Annotated in this window: 19 protein-coding genes and 1 riboswitch; of the genes, 16 read left to right on the top strand and 3 right to left on the bottom strand. The window is 58.5% G+C overall.

All coding sequences use genetic code 11. From position 1 onward, the window contains the following. The first annotated feature begins 154 nt into the window (after positions 1 to 154). Positions 155 to 245: riboswitch (SAM riboswitch) on the top strand. A 93-nt stretch (positions 246 to 338) separates the two neighbouring features. The 7 genes from ACEE43_RS06480 (at position 339) to ACEE43_RS06450 (ending at position 7,831) form a co-directional block, all read left to right on the top strand. Next, positions 339 to 1,151 carry a methionine ABC transporter ATP-binding protein gene (locus ACEE43_RS06480; RefSeq protein ID WP_449108061.1) on the top strand — a complete coding sequence of 271 codons (813 nt, stop codon included), beginning with the start codon at positions 339 to 341 and terminating at the stop codon, positions 1,149 to 1,151. Next, complete coding sequence (locus ACEE43_RS06475; RefSeq protein WP_449108062.1) at positions 1,144 to 1,806, top strand: methionine ABC transporter permease; 663 nt, start codon at positions 1,144 to 1,146, stop codon at positions 1,804 to 1,806. Before ACEE43_RS06480 ends, ACEE43_RS06475 begins: the two co-directional genes overlap by 8 nt. A gap of 32 nt (positions 1,807 to 1,838) precedes the next feature. Then, a complete protein-coding gene (locus ACEE43_RS06470; protein WP_449108063.1) occupies positions 1,839 to 3,215 on the top strand; it encodes an LLM class flavin-dependent oxidoreductase in 1,377 nt (458 codons plus the stop codon). Positions 3,216 to 3,278: 63 nt separating this feature from the next. Beyond that, positions 3,279 to 4,169 (top strand): MetQ/NlpA family ABC transporter substrate-binding protein, encoded by an 891-nt coding sequence (locus tag ACEE43_RS06465; protein WP_449108064.1) that lies wholly within the window; start codon positions 3,279 to 3,281, stop codon positions 4,167 to 4,169. An 18-nt stretch (positions 4,170 to 4,187) separates the two neighbouring features. Beyond that, on the top strand, positions 4,188 to 5,405 hold the full coding sequence (locus tag ACEE43_RS06460; protein ID WP_449108065.1) for an acyl-CoA dehydrogenase family protein: 1,218 nt from the start codon (positions 4,188 to 4,190) through the stop codon (positions 5,403 to 5,405). A 255-nt stretch (positions 5,406 to 5,660) separates the two neighbouring features. Next, positions 5,661 to 6,944, top strand: a complete 1,284-nt coding sequence (glyA, locus tag ACEE43_RS06455) for a serine hydroxymethyltransferase (protein ID WP_449108066.1) — start codon at positions 5,661 to 5,663, stop codon at positions 6,942 to 6,944. 2 nt (positions 6,945 to 6,946) lie between these two features. Then, positions 6,947 to 7,831, top strand: a complete 885-nt coding sequence (locus tag ACEE43_RS06450; protein ID WP_237196985.1) for a bifunctional methylenetetrahydrofolate dehydrogenase/methenyltetrahydrofolate cyclohydrolase — start codon at positions 6,947 to 6,949, stop codon at positions 7,829 to 7,831. A gap of 77 nt (positions 7,832 to 7,908) precedes the next feature. On the opposite strand, the gene ACEE43_RS06445 is transcribed toward ACEE43_RS06450, so the two are convergent. Then, on the bottom strand, positions 7,909 to 8,619 hold the full coding sequence (locus ACEE43_RS06445) for a GntR family transcriptional regulator (protein ID WP_449108067.1): 711 nt from the start codon (positions 8,617 to 8,619) through the stop codon (positions 7,909 to 7,911). Positions 8,620 to 8,690: 71 nt separating this feature from the next. Here ACEE43_RS06445 and ACEE43_RS06440 point away from each other — a divergent pair, with 71 nt between their 5' ends. The 3 genes from ACEE43_RS06440 to ACEE43_RS06430 are packed head-to-tail and all read left to right on the top strand — an operon-like array spanning position 8,691 to position 10,780. Continuing rightward, positions 8,691 to 9,143 carry a hypothetical protein gene (locus ACEE43_RS06440; RefSeq protein WP_237187252.1) on the top strand — a complete coding sequence of 151 codons (453 nt, stop codon included), beginning with the start codon at positions 8,691 to 8,693 and terminating at the stop codon, positions 9,141 to 9,143. Positions 9,144 to 9,162: 19 nt separating this feature from the next. After that, positions 9,163 to 10,230 carry a tryptophan--tRNA ligase gene (gene trpS, locus ACEE43_RS06435; protein WP_423817327.1) on the top strand — a complete coding sequence of 356 codons (1,068 nt, stop codon included), beginning with the start codon at positions 9,163 to 9,165 and terminating at the stop codon, positions 10,228 to 10,230. Positions 10,231 to 10,249: 19 nt separating this feature from the next. Continuing rightward, positions 10,250 to 10,780 carry a 2'-5' RNA ligase family protein gene (locus ACEE43_RS06430; RefSeq protein WP_449108068.1) on the top strand — a complete coding sequence of 177 codons (531 nt, stop codon included), beginning with the start codon at positions 10,250 to 10,252 and terminating at the stop codon, positions 10,778 to 10,780. A 61-nt stretch (positions 10,781 to 10,841) separates the two neighbouring features. Here ACEE43_RS06430 and ACEE43_RS06425 read toward each other — a convergent pair whose 3' ends face one another. Then, positions 10,842 to 12,182 (bottom strand): hypothetical protein, encoded by a 1,341-nt coding sequence (locus tag ACEE43_RS06425; protein ID WP_449108069.1) that lies wholly within the window; start codon positions 12,180 to 12,182, stop codon positions 10,842 to 10,844. Positions 12,183 to 12,282: 100 nt separating this feature from the next. After that, entirely contained in the window at positions 12,283 to 13,392 is a 1,110-nt protein-coding gene (locus ACEE43_RS06420; protein WP_237187243.1) for a mannose-1-phosphate guanylyltransferase, read from the bottom strand. A 315-nt stretch (positions 13,393 to 13,707) separates the two neighbouring features. On the opposite strand from ACEE43_RS06420, the gene sdhC reads away from it, so the two are divergent. From sdhC to ACEE43_RS06390, 6 genes are all read left to right on the top strand, one after another. After that, the gene (gene sdhC, locus ACEE43_RS06415; RefSeq protein ID WP_237196975.1) at positions 13,708 to 14,088 is read left to right on the top strand and encodes a succinate dehydrogenase, cytochrome b556 subunit; all 381 of its coding nucleotides are present in this window, start codon (positions 13,708 to 13,710) and stop codon (positions 14,086 to 14,088) included. Positions 14,089 to 14,091: 3 nt separating this feature from the next. Then, positions 14,092 to 14,577, top strand: coding sequence for a succinate dehydrogenase hydrophobic membrane anchor subunit (locus ACEE43_RS06410; RefSeq protein WP_237196973.1), 486 nt, complete (start codon positions 14,092 to 14,094; stop codon positions 14,575 to 14,577). Between the two features lie 40 nt (positions 14,578 to 14,617). Then, the gene (sdhA, locus tag ACEE43_RS06405; protein ID WP_135011169.1) at positions 14,618 to 16,381 is read left to right on the top strand and encodes a succinate dehydrogenase flavoprotein subunit; all 1,764 of its coding nucleotides are present in this window, start codon (positions 14,618 to 14,620) and stop codon (positions 16,379 to 16,381) included. 1 nt (position 16,382) lies between these two features. Then, a complete protein-coding gene (locus ACEE43_RS06400) occupies positions 16,383 to 17,168 on the top strand; it encodes a succinate dehydrogenase iron-sulfur subunit (RefSeq protein ID WP_135011168.1) in 786 nt (261 codons plus the stop codon). A gap of 72 nt (positions 17,169 to 17,240) precedes the next feature. Then, on the top strand, positions 17,241 to 18,464 hold the full coding sequence (locus tag ACEE43_RS06395; protein ID WP_449108070.1) for an amidohydrolase: 1,224 nt from the start codon (positions 17,241 to 17,243) through the stop codon (positions 18,462 to 18,464). Between the two features lie 305 nt (positions 18,465 to 18,769). Beyond that, positions 18,770 to 19,867: a BMP family lipoprotein gene (locus ACEE43_RS06390; protein ID WP_449108071.1), complete on the top strand. Its 1,098-nt coding sequence runs from the start codon at positions 18,770 to 18,772 to the stop codon at positions 19,865 to 19,867. Positions 19,868 to 19,920 lie beyond the last annotated feature (53 nt).

The following is a 19,920-nucleotide window of genomic DNA, read 5'->3' as shown; positions in this document are numbered from 1 at the left end:
CCCTTTTTCCTGCGCGGACGCCGGTGAGCTGCTCACCGGCGTCCGTTTGTCTTTGTCGTTGCATAAGGCGTCATAAAAAGTAAGACAGGACATATTAGGTCGCACAAGGTTAAAAAGTTGGTACAGCTTTCGCCTAACCCATAGGCTAGCAACATCACCATCAAGAGCGACCGAGAGATCTGGCTCGAAGACGTCGCAGCAACCAGCCCCACCGGGCACGGTGCTACCGCCAGAACCGATGGGTTCTCCGTTTCTCTCTGAAATACACCCACCCCTGATGCTATTCAGTGAGGCGGGATCCCCTCGCAATACTGCACTAAGTCATTGCAAGGAGACACATGATTTCATTACGGGATATCAGCGTCGAATATACCCGCGGGCCTGAAACGGTTCGAGCCGTTGACCGCGTCAACCTTGAGATAGCCCCCGGGTCTATTCAGGGCATCGTGGGGTTCTCTGGCGCGGGTAAATCTACCCTGCTACGCACCATCAACCTACTTGAACGCCCCACCAGCGGCACTGTAACGGTCAACGGTCAAAATCTCACCGATCTATCGGCCTCACAACTACGCCAGACCCGCCACAACATCGGTATGATTTTTCAGCATTTCAACCTGGTCGCTAACCTCACCGCCGTGAAAAACGTAGAGCTCTCTCTTAAGTTCGCAGGTATCCCACCGCGAGAACGGCGAGTGCGGGCACTGGAAGCTCTCAACATCGTTGATTTAGCCGATAAGGCTGACGCGTATCCAGGTCAGTTATCAGGCGGCCAGAAGCAACGCGTTGCTATTGCCAGAGCACTAGCAACAAAGCCAAGCGTCCTCCTCTGCGACGAGCCTACGAGCGCCGTTGACCCGCGCACCACAACCTCTATCCTCCAGTACCTACGCACGATTAATGCTGAGTTGGGCATAACCACCGTAATTGTCACCCACGAAATGAACGTCATCAGGGCTCTAGCCCATAACGTGGCTGTACTTGAAAATGGTCAGCTGGTAGAACGCTTTGACCTTTCCCGTCTTCTAGATCCAGCCTTCACCCCCACCAGTGAAATCGGGCGACTGCTACAAAATGACGACATCGTGCTTACAGACCCGACCTCACCCGCGCCCCCAGCGAACGCCCTTCTACAGGAGCTAACCCATGTTTGAGCGAATTATCGAAGTTTCGCCCGAAATCTGGTTAGCCCTGGGGCAAACACTCATTATGTTGTTGGTGGCTATTCCCCTGGCAGTCCTCTTCGGAACCCCTCTGGGAATCTTGCTCTACCTCATTGGTCCCAAGGGACTGCATCACAAGCCCATTCTCCACAAGGTTCTTGACACAGCCGTCAACATCGTGAGGTCCTTCCCTTTCCTCATTCTTCTTATTGCAATCATCCCGTTCACCCGTCTACTGGTAGGCACCAGCCTCGGTACCGCCGCAGTCTGTGTACCTCTTACCATCAACGCTATTCCCTACTTTGCCCGCTTTGTCGAACAGAATCTCACCCAGCTAGGCGATGGAACCGTTGAAGCAGCTCTTGCCATGGGCGCAAAAGCTCGACACATCATTACCGACGTCCTCCTTGTAGACGCCCGCCCTGCCCTGGTCACATCAATCACCATTATGACCGTCAGCTTTATCTCATACTCAGCTATGGCAGGCCTGGTAGGCGGGGGAGGCATCGGCGACTTCGCGATTCGCTACGGCTACTACCGCTACGAAACACCGCTCATGATTGTCGCCATCCTGCTCATGATTGCCCTCGTCTCTCTCGTACAGTTCAGCGGTTCTCGCCTATCTCGAGCCCTCGACAAGCGCTAAAAACAAATTTTTCACAGTCCAAGGGGACACCTATGTCAAAAACACACACCCCCAACCGTAAACGCCTGCTCTTGAGTGCTTTCGTTATGAATACTGGAAGCCACATCAGAGGCGGTCTTTGGCGACACCCCGAAGCCGAACAGCACCGATTCAACGAACTTGCTCTATGGCAAGATTTAGCCCGCCAGCTCGAAACAGCAAAGTTCGATGCCCTCTTCTTGGCCGACGTTGTAGGCGTCTACGGCGATTACGGCGGCAATAGCGACGCACTGATCCAAAAGGGACTGCAGATACCGTCAAACGATCCGCTCGTTCTAGCGTCTGCGCTCGCTGCTACTACGGAGCACCTGGGTCTTGCTATAACCTCATCCACCATTCAGGCCCACCCCTTCACCTTCGCGCGCCAGCTCTCGACGCTGGATCATCTGAGTGGGGGCCGAGTAGCCTGGAATATCGTTACCAGTGCCCTCGAAAATGCCCACCGTAACTTTGGGGCAGAAACAATCCCTGAACACGATAGCCGCTATGACGAAGCTGAAGAATACCTAGATGTGGTGTATAAGCTGTGGGAAGGGTCTTGGTCGGACAACGCCCTGAAACTAGATAAAGAATCTGGGATTTTTGCTGACCCAACTGGAGTGAAGCCTATTAATCACAGAGGCAAGCGATACTCTGTCGATGGACCTCATCTAGTAGCTCCTAGCCCGCAGCGCACTCCTTTCCTTTTCCAAGCAGGCAGCTCCCCTCGAGGTACTCGCTTCGCTGCCCGCCATGCTGAGGCTACCTTCATTTTTGCCCCTAACCCGGCTCACGCTGCTAAGGTTTCAAGCCGGTTAGAGACGGCAGCTGCTGAAGTAGGACGGAAGCGGGAGGACATCAAACTCTTTGCTGGTCTGTCCTTTACCGTGGGCTCTACTGAGGAAGAAGCTCACCGAATTTATGAGCAGGAGAAAGAATACCTGGATCTTGAGGCAATCATTGCCCACATCGGAGGTAGTTTAGGGGTCGATTTCGGTGGAGTTCCCCTAGACACACCGCTGGGTGAGATCCGTACTGAGGGCTCCGTCGGACTGCTTGAAGCAATTGCCGATTCGGTACCCGGCGGCAACCCTACCCTTGCAGACTTAGCCCGCTATCGGGCTGAATCCCAGCACATCGTAGGTAGTCCGGAACAGATTGCCGACAGGCTTGAAGAGTGGGCAGACGCAGGGGTAGACGGTATCAATATCATCAATTCCCTGCTACCGGGCTCCTACACCGACTTTATTGATCAGGTTCTTCCCATTCTGCGTGAGCGCGGTCTGGCTCAAAGCGATTATGCCCCCGGCCCTCTGCGCCAAAAACTTACCGGCGACCCGTATCTAGCAGAGAACCACTACGGCAAATCCTTCCTCGCTCCAAGCATCTAAACCAACGATTATTTGTACGTCATCACTAGTAACCACACCGTTATACCTACAGGAGACTTCACCATGACAACCACATCTCAAATCTCACTGACCCGCCGCCAGGCTTTACTGGGCTCGGGTCTCGGGCTCGCCACCGCGCTGGGACTCTCAGCTTGCGGAGCCCAGAGCGCCAGCAACTCAACCGATAAAACCATTACTATCGTCGCTACCGAATCAGCGCCCTACCAGGAGCCGGTCAACATTGCTAAAGAAATTCTGGCAGAACAGGGCTGGGAGCTTAAGCCCACTTTCGTGACCGATATAGTGCAGCCCAACCTTGAAGTTGCCCAGGGTAAATACGACGTCAACTACTTCCAGCATGTGGCTTACCTGGAACAGTTCAACGAAGATAAAGGGCTAGATAATATCCCGCTTTTTTACGAATACACCTCACCCGCCGGCCTGTGGAGCGCCCACTACGCTTCGCTCGATGAGCTGCCTGATGGAGCTAAGATTGCCCTACCTGTAGACACCTCGAACAACGGACGAGGACTTAAGCTTTTGGAACAGGCAGGGCTGCTTACTCTGACCGAGGGGAAGTCTGTAATTCATCTATCCCAGCGGGATATCATCGAGAACCCTCGTAACCTGGAATTTGTTGAAGTTGATCAGCAGTCTCTCTCACAGACCTACGAAGATGTTGATGCCGGCTTTCTCTTTGTGCGTTTAGCTGCCGAAATCGGCCTAACACCCGACGATGCCGTTGCCTTTGAAACGACTGAAGATGCCCTGCCCTATATCTGTGTAGTAGCTTCACGCCCTGACTTTGCCGGTACTGAAAAAGCTAAAGTGCTTCAAGAAGCCTTCCACTCTGAGCGGGTTCGCGAATGGTTTGAAAACTATATCGGGGGAGTGCTTGAAACCCCCTGGGACCGTGATATCGAATCAGACATTGCCAGCTGGAAGAACGCCTAATCACTAGGGGAAAGTACGATGACTCTCTCATTTATTTCGCCTCTTGGGGCGCCTGCTCGTCCTGCCCGTCACAAGCACTGGCTAGAAGTGGCAGAGCAGGTTGCTCGCACACTGCGCACCGATGTCCTTGAACGAGACCGCGCTGGGCAGCCACCACTGGCAGAGAAGGAGTTGCTCCGCCAATCCGGTCTGTTGCCGCTCAATATTCCCGCTCATCTAGGTGGAGAAGGGCTGAGCTGGCATGAATGTTTTGAACTGGTGCAAGTAATTGCTCGAGCCGATAACTCTATTGGTCAGTTACTGGGCTACCACTATATCTTTCAGGTCTTCCCCTATCTTGATCTTCAGGGCGAAGCAGCGGAGCAGCTAGCCCGGGAAACACTGGCCAACCACTGGCTCTTTGCATCCACCGGAACTCCCCAGGGGAAACAGATAGAGGCAGAGCACACTGAGGCCGGCTGGGTGCTTAACGGTACGAAGCCATTTGCTACAGGTAGCTACGTGGCTGACCGTATCTTCTCTCGTGCTATCACAGAAGACGGAACCCGATTAGTTGCTCTCATAGATACCCAGGCGGATGGCGTTATCCGCCACGATGACTGGGATGTTCTCGGTTCTCGCCTGACAGCTACCAACTCTATTGAATATAGGGATTTGCTGATTACCGACGAGCAGATTATTGCCCGTATCCCAGCCACAGACGCTGAACGAGAACCCGCTAAGACCCTTTCTACCCCGGCCTTCCAGCTGCTGTTTTCTACCGTCTACTTAGCGGCAGCTGAGGGAGCTTTATCTGAAGCTCTCACCTATACGCGTGAGACTTCCCGACCCTGGTTCCATTCTGCGGTCGATCGGGCAACAGAGGACCCTTATATTTTGAGTCAGTATGGTGGGTTTGTGGCTCAAGTGCAGGCGCTTTCTGCCGTGATACAGCAGGCCACAGATGCCCTAGACTGGGGATTTGCGCAGGGGCAGCAGCTCACAGAGGAGCAGCGGGCCCACATTGCAGAGCAGATCGTTACAGCTAAAATTACAGCTCACCGTACAGCTCTTGACGTTACTCAGGGGGTCTACGATGTGACGGGTGCCCGGGCTACCAAAAAAACGGTGGGGCTGGACCGTCACTGGCGGGATGTGCGCACCCATACCCTGCATGATCCTGTGGCTTACAAGCAGGCAGAACTTGGCTCCTACGTGCTAAACGGTACCTTGCCAGCTCCTAGCGCCTACCAGTAGGCCTAGCCTCCCTTTTTCCTGCGTGGACGCCGGTGAGCTGCTCACCGGCGTCCGCGCAGCTTAAAAGCGGAGAGGGCAAAAACCTGAAAATTATCTCAAATCTGCCGGGGCAGCGGGCTCTCGCTAGCTAGGTCACATACACTTAAAAGTAGAGTGCGCTCACACGCGCCGCTCGGTTAAAGCATCACGTGATCTTCTGTATCCCCTCGTACAGATAAGCAGAAGAAACTGATCCACCATACTCAAGGAAGTGGCATGACCAACCTTTCACCCAACGTCACCAACCTGCCCCTGGCCGAGGTAGACCCCGAGGTCGCTGAAGCTATCCAGCACGAGCAGGAACGCCAGCAGAACACCCTCGAAATGATTGCTTCAGAGAACTTCGCTCCCCGCGCTGTGCTTGAAGCTCAGGGTTCTGTTCTGACTAACAAGTACGCCGAAGGTTACCCCGGCCGCCGCTACTACGGCGGCTGCGAATTTGTTGACGTGGTGGAGCAGCTTGCTATCGACCGCGCCAAGGCCCTCTTCGGTGCCGACCACGCCAACGTGCAGCCCCACTCTGGCGCCCAGGCGAACAACGCCGTCATGCACGCCCTGCTGACCCCCGGCGACAAGATTATGGGCCTGTCCCTGGCCCACGGTGGTCACCTGACCCACGGTATGAAGCTCAACGTCTCGGGCAAGCTCTACGAGGTTGTTGCCTACGGCGTGGATGAAGAAACCGGCCGTGTGAACATGGACGAGGTCCGTGAGCTGGCTCTGGCTGAAAAGCCCAAGGTTATTATCGCCGGCTGGTCTGCCTACACCCGTCAGCTAGATTTCGCTGCCTTCCGCGAGATTGCCGACGAGATTGGGGCCTACCTCTGGGTTGATATGGCCCATTTTGCTGGTCTGGTAGCAGCGGGTCTGCACCCCAACCCCGTTCCCCACGCCCACGTGGTGTCCTCCACCGTCCACAAGACCCTGGCAGGCCCCCGCTCCGGCTTCATCATGTGTGTTGAAGACCTGAAGAAGAAGATCGACTCGGCGGTCTTCCCCGGCCAGCAGGGCGGCCCCCTCATGCACGCTATCGCCGGTAAGGCCACCGCCTTCAAGATTGCTGCTTCCGACATGTTCAAGGACCGCCAGGCCCGCACCCTCGAAGGCGCCAAGATTCTGGCTGACCGCCTGAACCAGGCCGACATGGCAGAGGCCGGCGTTAAGGTGATCTCCGGTGGCACCGACGTTCACCTGGTCCTGGTCGACCTGCGCGACGCCGAAATCAACGGCCGTGAGGCAGAAGACCTGCTGCACGAAGCCGGCATCACCGTCAACCGTAACGCAGTGCCCAACGACCCCCGTCCTCCCATGGTTACCTCCGGCCTGCGCATCGGCACCCCCGCCCTGGCAACCCGCGGCTTCGATGCTGAAGCCTTCACCGAGGTTGCCGACATCATCGCCGAAACCCTCAAGCCCGGCGTCGACGTCGCGGCCCAGCGCGAGCGCGTCACCGCCCTGTGCGAGAAGTTCCCCCTCTACTCCGGTATCGAGGAGTGGTAAACATGCCGCAGATTCTTGACGGCACCGCTACCGCTGCCCAGATTAAGAGCGAACTCGCCGAGCGCGTAGCTACCTTGAAAGAAAAGGGTGTTACCCCCGGTCTGGCGACCGTGCTGGTGGGCGATGACCCGGCCTCCCGCTCCTACGTGGGCGGTAAGCACCGCGACTGCGCCGAGGTCGGCATTGCCTCCATCAAGGTGGAGCTGCCCGAGACCATCAGCCAGGAAGAGCTTGAAGCTGAGCTCGAAAAGCTGAATAACGACCCGGCCTGCACCGGCTACATCGTTCAGCTGCCCCTGCCCAAGCACATCGATACCAATCGCGTTCTTGAGAAGATTGCCCCCGAGAAGGACGCCGACGGCCTGCACCCCATGAACCTGGGCCGCCTCGTTCTCAACGTGGGTGAACCCCTGAACTCGCCCCTGCCTTGCACCCCTAACGGTGTGATCGAGCTGGTAGAGCGCCACGGTATCTCCTGGAAGGGTAAGAAGGTCGCTGTGTTGGGCCGCGGTATTACCGTAGGCCGCCCCCTGGGCCTGCTGCTGACCCGCAAGGACGTCAACTCCACTGCCACCCTGGTGCACACCGGCACCGAGGACGTCAGCGCAGCCCTGCGCGATGCCGATATCATCGTGGCCGCCGTGGGTGTTGCCCACGCCGTGAAGGCTGACCAGGTCAAGGACGGCGCTATCCTGCTCGATGTTGGTGTCTCCCGTATCGAGGACCCCGAGACCGGCAAGAAGAAGCTGACCGGCGACATCTCACCCGAGGCCGCCGCTAAGGCCAGCTGGTACTCACCCAACCCCGGCGGCGTGGGCCCCATGACCCGCGCTATGCTGCTGGTCAACGTGGTAGAAACCGCAGAACGCCAGGCAGCCTCAGCCTAAGCGTCCACGAGAATCGCCGAGTGCCTACCAAGAGCGTATGCACTCGGCGATTCTCGTATGCACTCACGGAAAAAGAACTATCTCTTGACCTCTATCTCAAAGTCGTAGCGGTCGCCCCGGTAGAGGGTCTGGGTGCTTTCAACGGGCAGGCCGCGCACGGTGTAGCCCACTTTTTCAACGCGTAAGGCGGCTGCCCCGAGGGGAACCCCCAGCCGGGCTGCTTCTGCCTGGGTCAGGTTGGTCGCTACCACCCGCACGGTTGCGGTTTCCACCTGGAAGCCGGACGCCCTCATCTGGGCATCGAGCGAGGCAGACAGCTCGGGCTCCACATGGGAGAAGGCCTCGGGCAGGAAGTGGGCGGTTTCAAGAGCGATAGGGGAGCCGTCCGCCTGCCGTAGCCGCTGAATCTGAATCACCTTGGCACCGGCGTCCAGATACAAATCGCGCTGAACCGCCAGCGGCGCCTCGATGAGGTGGCAGGTGAGGGTGAGGGAGTGGGGGCGGTGGCCGCGCGCGGCCATGTCGTCTGTGAAAGAGCGCAAGGACGGCGCCCGCATCGGGTGCTTGCGCGGGGCAACATAGGTGCCTGACCCCTGCACATGGTAGATAAGGCCGGCGTCAGCTAGTTCCCGTAGAGCCCGGCGGACGGTGTCGCGTGAGACGGAGAAGATATCCTGCAGCTGCCGTTCTGTGGGCAGGGGCATGTTCTCATCGGCCGGGCAGATATAGCGCTCTTCGATGAGCCTGGCGACCTGCTGGTACTTCGTTTCACGTGATGAGGGCATCATGTACCCCACTTTACGCTTAAGTTGGGCCTGCGATTCAGCGCGGCCTGGCTTCCTTTGACATAATAGAGGTCATGCAGTCGAACGGTTCAGAAAAAACAGCACAAGAGCAGAACACTAAGGTCGTCCTCATGGGGGCGGGCATCGGCATGGCAATTCTCGTTGCCCTGCTAGCCTGGGCTATCGTCCAGTCAGCCCGCGAAGAGTCGGTGCTGGGTTGGATTCTGGCCGGTATTATCGCAGCCTGGCTGGGTATCGCAGCCTACCTCCTGGTGAACGTCAACCGTACCCTGGTAGCCCAGCGCAAGGCCTACGAGGAGCACGCCGTGAAGCGCGCCGAGTACGAGTCTGATGTGCACACCGAGAAGCTCGCCCACTCTTTCCAGATTTGCCTGGTGCAGTCAAAGGTGATTGCTGAGCAGCTTGAGGTCAACGACGAAAACTCCCGCGACATGATTGATCGCGCTATCGACACCATTAACTTCACCGCTAAGAACGGTATGGAACTGGCCCGTGAAGGGGCCTAAACACAGCGAAGGACGCCCCGTGAGCAAGTCACAGCAGACCACCCCCGAAGAAAACATCAAGGCTAAGATTCCCAACGCGGCAACCGGTGCGCCGCGCGCTTTCTCGGGCGCCCAGCCGTCCGCGGATTCCATGCACCTGGGTAACTACATCGGTGCGGTCAATAACTGGGTTGACCTGCAGAAAGACCACGAGTGCCTCTACTTTATTCCCGATATGCACTCGATTACCGTGCCCCAGGACCCTGCGGTTCTGCTGGAGCGCACCCGCAAGACCGCGGCCCAGTACATCGCAGCCGGTATCGACCCCGAGAAGACCCCGCTCTTCGTGCAGTCGCATGTGCCCGAGCACGCCCAGCTGGCCTGGGTGCTCAACTGCATTACCGGCTACGGTGAAGCTGCCCGTATGACCCAGTTCAAGGACAAGGCCGCCAAGCAGGGCACCGACAACGCCTCGGTGGGGCTTTTCACCTACCCCGTCCTTATGGCCGCAGATATCCTGCTCTACCAGGCCGATGTGGTGCCGGTGGGGGAAGACCAGCGCCAGCACCTGGAGCTGACCCGCAACCTGGCCCAGCGCTTCAACTCCCGCTTCGGTGATACCTTTGTGGTGCCTGAGCCGGTCATTCTCAAAGAGACTGCCAAGATTTACGACCTGCAGACTCCCGACTCCAAGATGAGCAAGTCAGCCACCACCGATAAGGGCATTATCTGGCTGCTTGATGACCCCAAGAAGACCGCCAAGAAGATTAAGTCGGCGGTAACTGACGCGGGCACTGATATCTCTTACGACCGCGAGAACAAGCCCGGTGTTTCTAACCTGCTGTCCATCTACTCGGCGGTGACAGGTAAGGCTATTGACGACATCGTCGCCGACTACGAGGGCAAGATGTACGGCCACCTCAAGGTAGACCTAGCTGAGATCGTGGTTGAGGAGCTGACCCCCATTCGGGAACGCGCCCTGGAACTCATGGACGACCCCGCTGAGCTCGACCGCCTGCTGGCCATCGGTGCCGGTAAGGCTCGTGAGATTGCTTCTGTGACCGTGAAGAATGTGTATGACGCGGTTGGCTTCCTGCCTGCCCTCTAAGAGTTAGACACCTGGCCCGGTGGTTTCTTCACCCACGATAGACCCCGACCGCAGGTACCTCAGCATTGTCGCTGAGGTACCTGCGGCGGTGGCCGAGCACCTGGTCTCTTGGCGGGCGAGCCAGGGGCTGGTGGGCCCCGCTGCTCAAAGCTGCCACATCACGATTTTGATTAGTGAGGACGCCGGCGGCGACCCCCTGCGCTCCATTGAGCAGGTGGTGGCCGGCATCGGCCCCGTGCAGGTGGATCTGGGCCCGGCCGCAACCTTTGAGCCGGTTACCCCCGTAACCTATCTCCCCGTTGTCGCCGGGGCAGATAGGCTCACTCTGATTCATGCAGCCTGCCAGCAGGCGGTAGGGGAGTCAGCGTCACCTTTTCCCTACGAGCCGCACCTCACCCTAGCCAACCATGCCCCGGCCCCTGCCCTGGCGACGTCCTTGCGCGATTTTGCGACCCTACCACCCGCGCTTGCCCATTTCACCGTGAACCGGCTGACAGTCTACCGATTCAGTGCAGGCAGCTGGCAGCAGCTGGGAACAGTAAAGCTATAGCAAAAGGCCCTGCTTCTCCGCTCATAGTGCGAAGAGGCAGGGCCTTTTGAGTGAGCTGTTTTTAGTGGTCAGAGTCCACTTCGGTGGTAGTGACCAGTTCGGCGGTGCGAGAGATACCGTTGATTTCGTTGGGTACCTCGGGCAGGTCGATGCTGGCAAATACCTCGGCGGTGCCGTCCGCAATCTTCGCCAGGGAAACAACGTGTAGCTTCTTGGTGACGGGGTCGGTGACGTAGGCGGTTTCGCCGTCAACCCAGATGGCGGGGCGGGGGTCCTGCCAGATTTCTGACTCGGTCCAGGAGTCCATGATATCTACGGAGCCCAGTTCGGTGCCGTCCTCAGCCCAGAAGCGGAGCTTGCCGTCGGTTGTTAGCAGCAGGTGGGAGCCTTCGGGGCCGCGGGCCAGTGAACGGAAGGTGTAGGAGACGCCTTCGGGTAGGGCGATTTTAGTGCGTTCCTTGGTGATGGTGTTGATGAGGGCGAACTGTTCGGGGCGTTCGAGCTCGGCGTCCTGGTCGGTTTTGTAGTCGGCAAGCACGATAGCTGAATCAGCTGAGCCGGCCTGGTTGCCGGAGCGGGAGTAGGGGTCTTCGGGGTTGGTTACCTTGGTAAAAGTGCCGTTTGCGTAGATAAGGGCGCCGTCCTGACAGCCGACGGTGAAGGTGTCGTTAGCGGCGATCGCTTCGCCGTGAATGCCGGGGCAGTCGAGGTTTTCGGTGACAACCGAGCCGTCTGCATTGATGACGGCTGCGCCGGTGCGGGCGTCCTCGGTGCCTACCGATACCAGGTACTGGTTGTTCTCGAGGGGGATGGCCAGGCCGTGGTGGGCATCGGGCAGGGTAATGGTTTCGGTGCTGACGCTGGTGGCGGTGTACTGGTCAGCACCTGTCAGGTCGGCGGGGGAGTAGACCTCGATGGTGCCGGTGTTGTCGGCGAACATGGCTGAGCGGCCGTAGTCGGTGATGACGTGGCCTGTGCCGTCCGCTGCGAAGGACAGGGAGGTGAGGGTGGGGGTGGTGGTGTAGTAGTGGTCGTGGTCGCCGTGGGCCTGGGTCCAGGCGCCCATGTCGAGCATGGTGTAGGAGGCGCCGTCGGCTACGACCAGGTGACGGTTGTCGCCAGCGGGCTGCAGGCGTAGGAAGCCTTCTTTTTCGATGGTTTCGATGACCTCAAAGGTCTTGCCATCCACAATCATGATTCCGCCGTCGTAGGTGAGGGCGATACGGGCTGAGGGGGTGGAGGCTTCGGTGATGGCTGCGCGTTCTGCGGTTGCGGTTGCGGTGGCGCTGGCCTGGTCGCTGCTTGAGGTGGCGGAGGGGGCGGACGCTGCCCCGCAGCCTGCAAGGGCAAGGGCGAGGGTGGCGCTGATGAGGGTGAAAAGAGGACGAGAGGTGTTGTGCATGCCCACCAGTCTAAACTAAATGAGAATCATTTGCATAACGTGAGTGTCAAAAAGGCCCGCACCGGGAAAACGGTGCGGGCCTTTGTGTAACTCTGATGGGCTAGAGCAGGTTGTCCTGGCCCAGTTCTTTCAGGGTGTTGACGGTGTTTTTCACGCTCTGGGCGTCGTCGCGCACGGTGACAAGCAGGGCATCTGCGGTGTCAACGATAACAACATCTTCGATACCGATGACCGAAATCTTACGGCCGGTGTTGTTGACGACGATACCGGTGGATTCTTCGCTGATGACGCTGGACTTGTCGCCCAGTACGAAGAGGTCGTCACCGCTCTTTTCGATGTTGAGGCGGGCTACGGCGTCAAAGTCGCCTACGTCGTCCCAGCTGAAACGACCGGGAACCATGGCTACGTCACCGGCTGCTGCGGCAGGCTCAGCTACTGCATAGTCGATGGCGGTCTTGGGTAGGGTCTCCCAGAGACGGTTCATGCAGGCTTCACGTGCGGGGGTATCCCAGGCGCGGGCGATTTCCATGATGCCGGCGTAGAGTTCCGGCTCGTTGGCTTCGAGGTGCTGCAGCATGAGGGCTGCAGGGGCCACGAACATGCCGGCGTTCCAGGTGTAGTCGCCGCTGGCTACGTACTCGGTTGCGGTGGCCTCATTGGGCTTTTCGACAAACTGTTCAACAGCAAGGACGCTGGGGGCGTCTTCCAGCCCCAGGTTCTGGGTGGCCTTGATGTAGCCGAAGGCGGTGGAAGGTTCGGTGGGTTCGATGCCGATGGTGACGATCTTGCCGGAGGCCGCGGCGTGTACGGCCTCGCGTACTACGGCCTGGAATTCTTCGACCGGGCTGATGATGTGGTCAGCGGCGAAGGAGCCAATGATGGCCTCGGGGTCGCGCTCGTGCAGAATAGCGCAGGCAAGGCCAATGGCTGCTGCGGAGTCGCGAGGTGAGGGTTCGAGTACCAAATCGGACCCGCGCAGCTCTGAGAGCTGCTGGGTGACGGCATTGGCGTGGGCCTGGCCGGTGACGACAAGGACGCCATCAGCTGCGAGGTCAACCAAGCGATCGTAGGTAGCACGAAGGAGGGAAGAACCTGTCCCGGTCAGGTCAAGCAGAAATTTAGGTTCTACGGCGCGAGAGAGAGGCCATAGGCGGGACCCTACGCCGCCGGCCGGAATGAGGGGGTAGAACCGTTCAAGTGGTGTTCTCATTGTTCCTACAGTGTACCGAGATTTGAAGTCATAATGATGAAATCTTTTCCTTAAGCTGTACGACGCCGGTCACTTTTGATGTAAAACTTTGCGGCGCCTTCCGCATGATAGCGCCGATAGCTGGCTTAAGGGCATTAAAATCTTCTCTATTTCCCGTGAATGAAGGCCTAAGAGATGGTGACACGGTGTAAGTAAGTGACCTCAAAACCTGATAATCTTGCTGTTGAGTAGAACACACAATACGTATGTTGCGTGGGCGCACAGATGGGCTCAATCTATCGGTGTGTCGTCTCGCATCACACAGGAGGTTATTCAGTGCCGAATACATCCAAGGGCACGCTGTACCGCGGCCGTGAAGGTATGTGGTCGTGGGTTGCCCACCGCATTACCGGTATCGCCATTTTCTTCTTCTTGCTGGTTCACGTGCTTGATACCGCCGTTGTCCGCGTCTCTCCCGAGGCCTACAACGCCGTCATGCACATCTACAAGAACCCCATCATGGGTCTGGGTGAAGCTGTTCTGGTAGCAGCTATTGTTTACCATGCCTTTAACGGTATCCGCATTATCCTGGTGGACTTCTGGAAGAACGGTGCCAAGAACCAGAAGGCTATGCTCTGGGGCGTCCTGGTGCTCTGGGCCGTCGTCATGGTTCCCTTCCTCGTCCGTCACTTCATGCTCGTCTTTGGGGGTCACTAAGACATGGCAACTCCTCTGAAAACCAAGATTTCGGTTCCCCGCAGCCGCGACAACACCGTATCGGGTGTCAAATACAACCGAGCCTCGTCCAAGCGCAACAACTTTGAGATGTTCGCCTGGCTTTACATGCGTGTCTCCGGTGTTCTGCTGGTCATTCTGATTTTCGGTCACCTCTTCGTCAACCTCATGATGGGCGAAGGCGTACACCGCATCGACTTCGGTTTTGTTGGCGGTAAGCTGGCTAACCCCTTCTGGCAGGTCTGGGATCTTCTGCTCCTGTGGCTGGCTATGCTGCACGGCGCTAACGGCATCCGCGTCATCATCGACGATTACGCAGAAAAGGATGGCGTGCGCTTCGCCCTGAAGGTAGCCCTCTTCCTTGCCACCGCTTTCGTGATTCTTCTGGGCACCCTGGTCATCTTCACCTTTGACCCCTGCCCCGCCGGTGCAGCCGCAGACCTTCTGCCTTCCTTCTGCACCGCCCCGTAAGCTATTGGCGCTCTAGATTTTAGAAAGAAGCATTCACACAATGCAGGTACATAAGTACGATGTCGTTATCATCGGCGCAGGCGGCGCAGGTATGCGAGCCGCTATCGAAGCTGGCCAGCGCGTCCGCACCGCTGTGCTCACCAAGCTCTACCCCACCCGCTCCCACACCGGTGCTGCCCAGGGCGGCATGTGTGCGGCTCTGGCTAACGTTGAAGAGGACAACTGGGAGTGGCATACCTTTGACACCATCAAGGGCGGCGACTACCTGGTAGACCAGGACTCAGCTGAGGTCATGGCTAAGGAAGCCATCGATGCCGTTCTCGATCTTGAGAAGATGGGTCTTCCCTTTAACCGCACTCCCGAGGGCCGTATTGACCAGCGCCGTTTCGGCGGCCACACCCGCGACCACGGTAAGGCTCCTGTACGCCGCGCCTGCTACGCAGCAGACCGCACCGGCCACATGATTCTGCAGACCCTCTACCAGAACTGCGTCAAGCACAACGTAGAGTTCTACAACGAGTACTACGTTCTTGATCTGGTTATGGTTGAGGACGAGGACGGCGTCCGCCGCCCCGCAGGTGTTGTCTCCTATGATCTGGCTACCGGCGACGTCCACGTCTTCCAGGCCAAGAGCGTTATCTTCGCCTCCGGCGGCTGTGGCAAGATCTTCAAGACCACCTCCAACGCCCACACCCTGACCGGTGACGGCATGGCAATTGCCCTGCGCAACGGTATTCCGCTGGAAGACATGGAGTTCGTGCAGTTCCACCCCACCGGCCTTGCAGGCCTGGGCATCCTGGTTTCTGAGGCTGCCCGCGGTGAAGGCGGTATTCTGCGTAACTCCGACGGTGAACGCTTCATGGAACGTTACGCCCCCACCATTAAAGACCTGGCCCCCCGCGATATTGTGGCCCGTTCCATGGCGAACGAGGTTCGTGAAGGCCGAGGCTGTGGCCCCAACAAGGACTACGTCCTTCTGGACCTCACCCACCTCGAACCCTCCCACATCGACGAGAAGCTCCCCGACATCACCGAGTTCGCTCGCACCTACCTGGGCGTTGAACCCTACACCGAGCCCGTCCCGGTTTTCCCCACCGCCCACTACGCCATGGGCGGCATCCCCACCAACATCAAGGCAGAGGTACACTCCAACTCCGAGGACATCATCCCCGGCCTCTACGCTGCCGGTGAGGTTGCCTGCGTATCGGTCCACGGCTCCAACCGTCTGGGTACCAACTCCCTGCTCGATATCAACGTCTTCGGTAAGCGCGCCGGTATCTACGCGGCAGAATACGCAGCCTCAGCTGATTTCCTGCCCGTCCCCGACGACGCCGCAGACGCCACCCTGGAACTGCTCAACCAGATCCGCAACGGCGAAGGCACCGAAAAGGTAGGCCAGCTGCGCAAGGAACTGCAGGACGTCATGGACGCCGACATGCAGGTGTTCCGCACCGAGGCAACCATCCACAACGCCGTCAACAAGATTGTTGAGCTCGAAGAGCGTTACAAGAACATCCAGATTCAGGACAAGGGCAAGCGCTTCAACCTCGACCTGCTTGAAGCGGTCGAGCTGGGCTTCCTGCTGGAACTGGCCAAGGTTATGTCTGTGGCTGCCCTGCACCGCAAGGAGTCCCGCGGCGGCCACTTCCGCGAAGACTACCCCGACCGCGACGACGCCAACTTCATGAAGCACTCAATGGTCTACCTCGATGAGAATGCCGAGATGGAAGGCATCAAGGGCCTGCGCTTCGACACCAAGCCCGTGACCTTCACCCGCTACGAACCGATGGAGCGTAAGTACTAAAATGGCTGATTTTGAAGCACGTGAACCCGAATCCAAGGTTGAGCTGAAGTCTGAGTCAGGCGAAGCGGGCGCTATTCCCACCTTCGACGTGACTGTGCAGGTTCGCCGCTACAACCCCGAAGAGTCAGCAGAAGCCCACTGGGACGAATTCAAGCTGACCATGTACGGCACCGACCGTGTGCTCGATGCCCTGCACAAGATCAAGTGGGAGATCGACGGCTCGCTGTCCTTCCGCCGCTCCTGTGCTCACGGTATCTGTGGCTCCGACGCTATGCGCATCAACGGCCGTAACCGCCTGGCCTGCAAGACCCTGCTCAAGGATCTTGACCTGTCCAAGCCCATCACCGTTGAGCCCATCAAGGGTCTGCCCTGCGAGAAGGACCTCATCGTAGACATGGAACCCTTCTTCCAGGCCTACCGTGAGATTATGCCCTTCCTGGTCAACGACACCCACGAGCCGGAGCGCGAGCGCTACCAGTCCCAGGAGGACCGCGCCCGCTTTGACGACACCACCAAATGCATCCTCTGCGCCGCGTGTACCTCGTCCTGCCCCGTCTTCTGGACCGACGGCCAGTACTTCGGCCCCGCAGCTATCGTCAACGCCCACCGCTTCATCTTCGACTCTCGCGATGACGCCGGTGACATGCGTCTTGAGATTCTCAACGACAAGGAAGGCGTCTGGCGCTGCCGCACCACCTTCAACTGCACCGAGGCTTGCCCCCGCGGTATTGAAATTACCAAGGCGATTGCCGAGGTCAAGCAGGCTATCCTGGCCCGCTCCCTCTAAAGGTCGGTAGAAAGTCGCGCTCCACATCCCCTGTGGAGCGCGACTTTTTGTATGAGGGGCTACTCTATATACATGTCGTCCTATTCTTTTGCTGCAAGCTCCTTGGATCTGAGCTCACCCTTGTTTGCCCAGCGTCTGCGCACCCTGGTGCCAGAACTCATAGCATTTCGCCGCGAGGTGCATCAGAACCCTGAGCTGTCGTACCTTGAGAACAAGACGACCGAGCGTATTTTCCGTACCCTCACCGAGGCTGGGCTGGCGCCCAAGCATTTGAAGGGTACCGGCTGCTATGTGGACGTGGGGTCTGGCCCGATGGCCGCTGCCCTGCGCGCCGATATCGATGCCCTGCCGATCCAGGAGGAAACCGACCTGCCCTACGCCTCGCAGGTCGATGGTGTCATGCACGCCTGCGGTCACGATATTCACCAGACCGTCATGCTGGGGGTTGCTATTGCCCTGCACCGCCTTCACCAGGAGCTTCCCCTGGGCGGCACAGTGCGTATTATCTTCCAGCCGGCTGAGGAGCAGCTGCCCGGCGGGGCCGTGGACGTTATTGCCCAGGGCATCCTCGAGGGCGTGCCCCGGGCCTTCGCCCTGCACTGCGAACCCAAGGTTGACGTGGGCAAAATCGGCACCCGCATCGGTGCCATTACTAGCGCCTCCGACACCATCAAAATCACTCTCAAGGGCCGCGGCGGCCACACCTCCCGCCCGCACCTGACCGAGGACGTTATTTACGCCCTCTCCCAAATCGCGATCAACGTGCCTGCTGTGCTCTCGCGCAAGACGGACGTCCGCTCCGGCGTGCTGGTTGCCTGGGGGCAGATTGAGGCGGGGGTAGCTCCCAATGCTATTCCGTCCACCGCTTTTTTGGCGGGTACCATGCGCTGTCTGGATGCGGACGTCTGGAAGCAGGCCGGTGCCATGCTCGATGAGGTGGTCGATCAGATCGCTGCCCCCTACAACGTAGAGGTTGAGCTTGAGCACTACCGGGGGGTTCCGCCGTCCGTCAATACCGAAGATGAGGTAGCCATGATTGAGGCGGCCTCCCGTGCGGAGCTGGGGGAGGACTCCGTGGTGCTGGTGGAGCAGTCCATGGGTGGGGAAGACTTCGCCTGGATGCTCCAGGAGGTTCCCGGTGCCCTGATTCGTCTGGGCACCCGCGTGCCCGGCGGGGTGACCTACGACCTGCACCGGGGGGATTACGTTCCGGACGAACGCGCGATTGAGTACGGGGTGCAGGTTATGGCCGCGACCGCGCTGCGGGCTATCCGCTCGGAGCTGCCTCGCAGCTAACCTCCGGGAAGTTACCGGCTGGTAACTTTTTTCAGAAAATTTTTTTGCGAGGGCAGGACGCCCGCTCCCGCTCCCGGGGGTGGCCTCCTGCCCTCTGTGATTAGCTCAAATACATATTCTGTGTGATTAAACAGCAGGAGCCTGTTGCGCGGTTCACGCTTTTTGAAGTAAATAGGGGGTGAATGGGAAGCTGAATCACACTAAGATGTGTTGTGTTACGCAAATTTTCTCTGAAAGCACCACTCACACACAGTTGGCGTAGACTATGCGCCGCCCGCTTTCAGGGCCGTACGAAAAGGACCTTCATGGCTTTCTCACGTAAGCACGTTGCATCCACCGGTTCCATCCTGGGTATCTCAGCCCTGCTGCTGTCAGCATGTGGCGCTGCCCCCGAAGAATCATCCTCAGCCTCCGGCGAGAGCAGCGACTACCTGGGCTGCATCGTTTCTGACTTCGGTGGCTTCCAGGACAAGTCCTTCAACCAGAACTCCTACAAGGGCCTGAAGGATGCTGTTGACGAATACGGCATCGAGTACAAGGAAGCTGAATCCACCACCGAAACCGAGTACGGCCCCAACCTCGACCAGATGGTTCAGTCAGGCTGCAACCTGACCATCACCGTGGGCTTCGGCCTGGCAGATGCTACCAAGGAAGTAGCAGAAGCTAACCCCGACATGCACTTCACCATCGTTGACGATAACTCCATCGAGCTCGACAACGTGCGCCCCATCGTCTTCGACACCGCTCAGGCTGCCTTCCAGGCAGGTTACCTGGCCGCTGCCCAGACCAAGACCGGTAAGGTTGCCACCTACGGCGGTATGGAATTCCCCACCGTTACCATCTTCATGGACGGCTTTGCTCAGGGCGTTGCCTACTACAACGAGCAGAAGGGTGCCAACGTTGAGGTACTCGGCTGGAACACCGAGAGCCAGTCAGGCACCTTCACCGGTGACTTCGAAGACGCCACCAAGGGCAAGACCAACACCCAGAACTTCCTGGACCAGGGCGCAGACATCATCCTGCCCGTAGCTGGCCCCGTAGGTTCCGGCACCCTCGAAGCTATCAAGGAATACAACGCCACCAGCCCCGAGAACCCCGCCTCTGTCATCTGGGTTGACTCCGATGGCGTTGAAACCAACCCCGAATTCCAGGACATCATCCTGACCTCCATCATGAAGAAGATGGACGCCGCTATCACCGAAACCATCAAGTCAGACATGGACGGTAACTTCACCTCCGACGCCTACATTGGCACCCTGGAGAACGACGGCGTTGGCCTGGCCCCCTTCCACAGCTTCGAATCAGCAGTCTCAGACGAGACCAAGGATGAGCTCGACAAGATCAAGGAAGACATCATCTCAGGTACCATCAAGGTCGAAACCGCAGGTACCCCCACCGCCTAATCAGGCAGGTTAGCCTCGGGCTACTCACAACGGCTCACACCCTCAGCAACGAG

It is taken from the genome of Rothia sp. 11254D007BW (assembly GCF_053548195.1).
This window is presented reverse-complemented; position numbering and strand designations above follow the sequence as displayed.

Excerpts from the sequence above, each read along its gene's own strand:
- ACEE43_RS06480 (WP_449108061.1), top strand. The coding sequence starts at position 339 with ATGATTTCATTACGGGATATCAGCGTCGAATATACCCGCGGGCCTGAA.
- ACEE43_RS06440 (WP_237187252.1), top strand. The coding sequence starts at position 8,691 with ATGCAGTCGAACGGTTCAGAAAAAACAGCACAAGAGCAGAACACTAAG.
- ACEE43_RS06420 (WP_237187243.1), bottom strand. The coding sequence starts at position 13,392 with ATGAGAACACCACTTGAACGGTTCTACCCCCTCATTCCGGCCGGCGGC.
- ACEE43_RS06400 (WP_135011168.1), top strand. The coding sequence starts at position 16,383 with ATGGCTGATTTTGAAGCACGTGAACCCGAATCCAAGGTTGAGCTGAAG.
- ACEE43_RS06410 (WP_237196973.1), top strand. The coding sequence starts at position 14,092 with ATGGCAACTCCTCTGAAAACCAAGATTTCGGTTCCCCGCAGCCGCGAC.
- ACEE43_RS06475 (WP_449108062.1), top strand. The coding sequence starts at position 1,144 with ATGTTTGAGCGAATTATCGAAGTTTCGCCCGAAATCTGGTTAGCCCTG.
- ACEE43_RS06445 (WP_449108067.1), bottom strand. The coding sequence starts at position 8,619 with ATGATGCCCTCATCACGTGAAACGAAGTACCAGCAGGTCGCCAGGCTC.
- ACEE43_RS06460 (WP_449108065.1), top strand. The coding sequence starts at position 4,188 with ATGACTCTCTCATTTATTTCGCCTCTTGGGGCGCCTGCTCGTCCTGCC.
- ACEE43_RS06450 (WP_237196985.1), top strand. The coding sequence starts at position 6,947 with ATGCCGCAGATTCTTGACGGCACCGCTACCGCTGCCCAGATTAAGAGC.
- ACEE43_RS06395 (WP_449108070.1), top strand. The coding sequence starts at position 17,241 with ATGTCGTCCTATTCTTTTGCTGCAAGCTCCTTGGATCTGAGCTCACCC.
- ACEE43_RS06465 (WP_449108064.1), top strand. The coding sequence starts at position 3,279 with ATGACAACCACATCTCAAATCTCACTGACCCGCCGCCAGGCTTTACTG.
- ACEE43_RS06390 (WP_449108071.1), top strand. The coding sequence starts at position 18,770 with ATGGCTTTCTCACGTAAGCACGTTGCATCCACCGGTTCCATCCTGGGT.
- glyA (WP_449108066.1), top strand. The coding sequence starts at position 5,661 with ATGACCAACCTTTCACCCAACGTCACCAACCTGCCCCTGGCCGAGGTA.
- ACEE43_RS06425 (WP_449108069.1), bottom strand. The coding sequence starts at position 12,182 with ATGCACAACACCTCTCGTCCTCTTTTCACCCTCATCAGCGCCACCCTC.
- ACEE43_RS06470 (WP_449108063.1), top strand. The coding sequence starts at position 1,839 with ATGTCAAAAACACACACCCCCAACCGTAAACGCCTGCTCTTGAGTGCT.
- sdhA (WP_135011169.1), top strand. The coding sequence starts at position 14,618 with ATGCAGGTACATAAGTACGATGTCGTTATCATCGGCGCAGGCGGCGCA.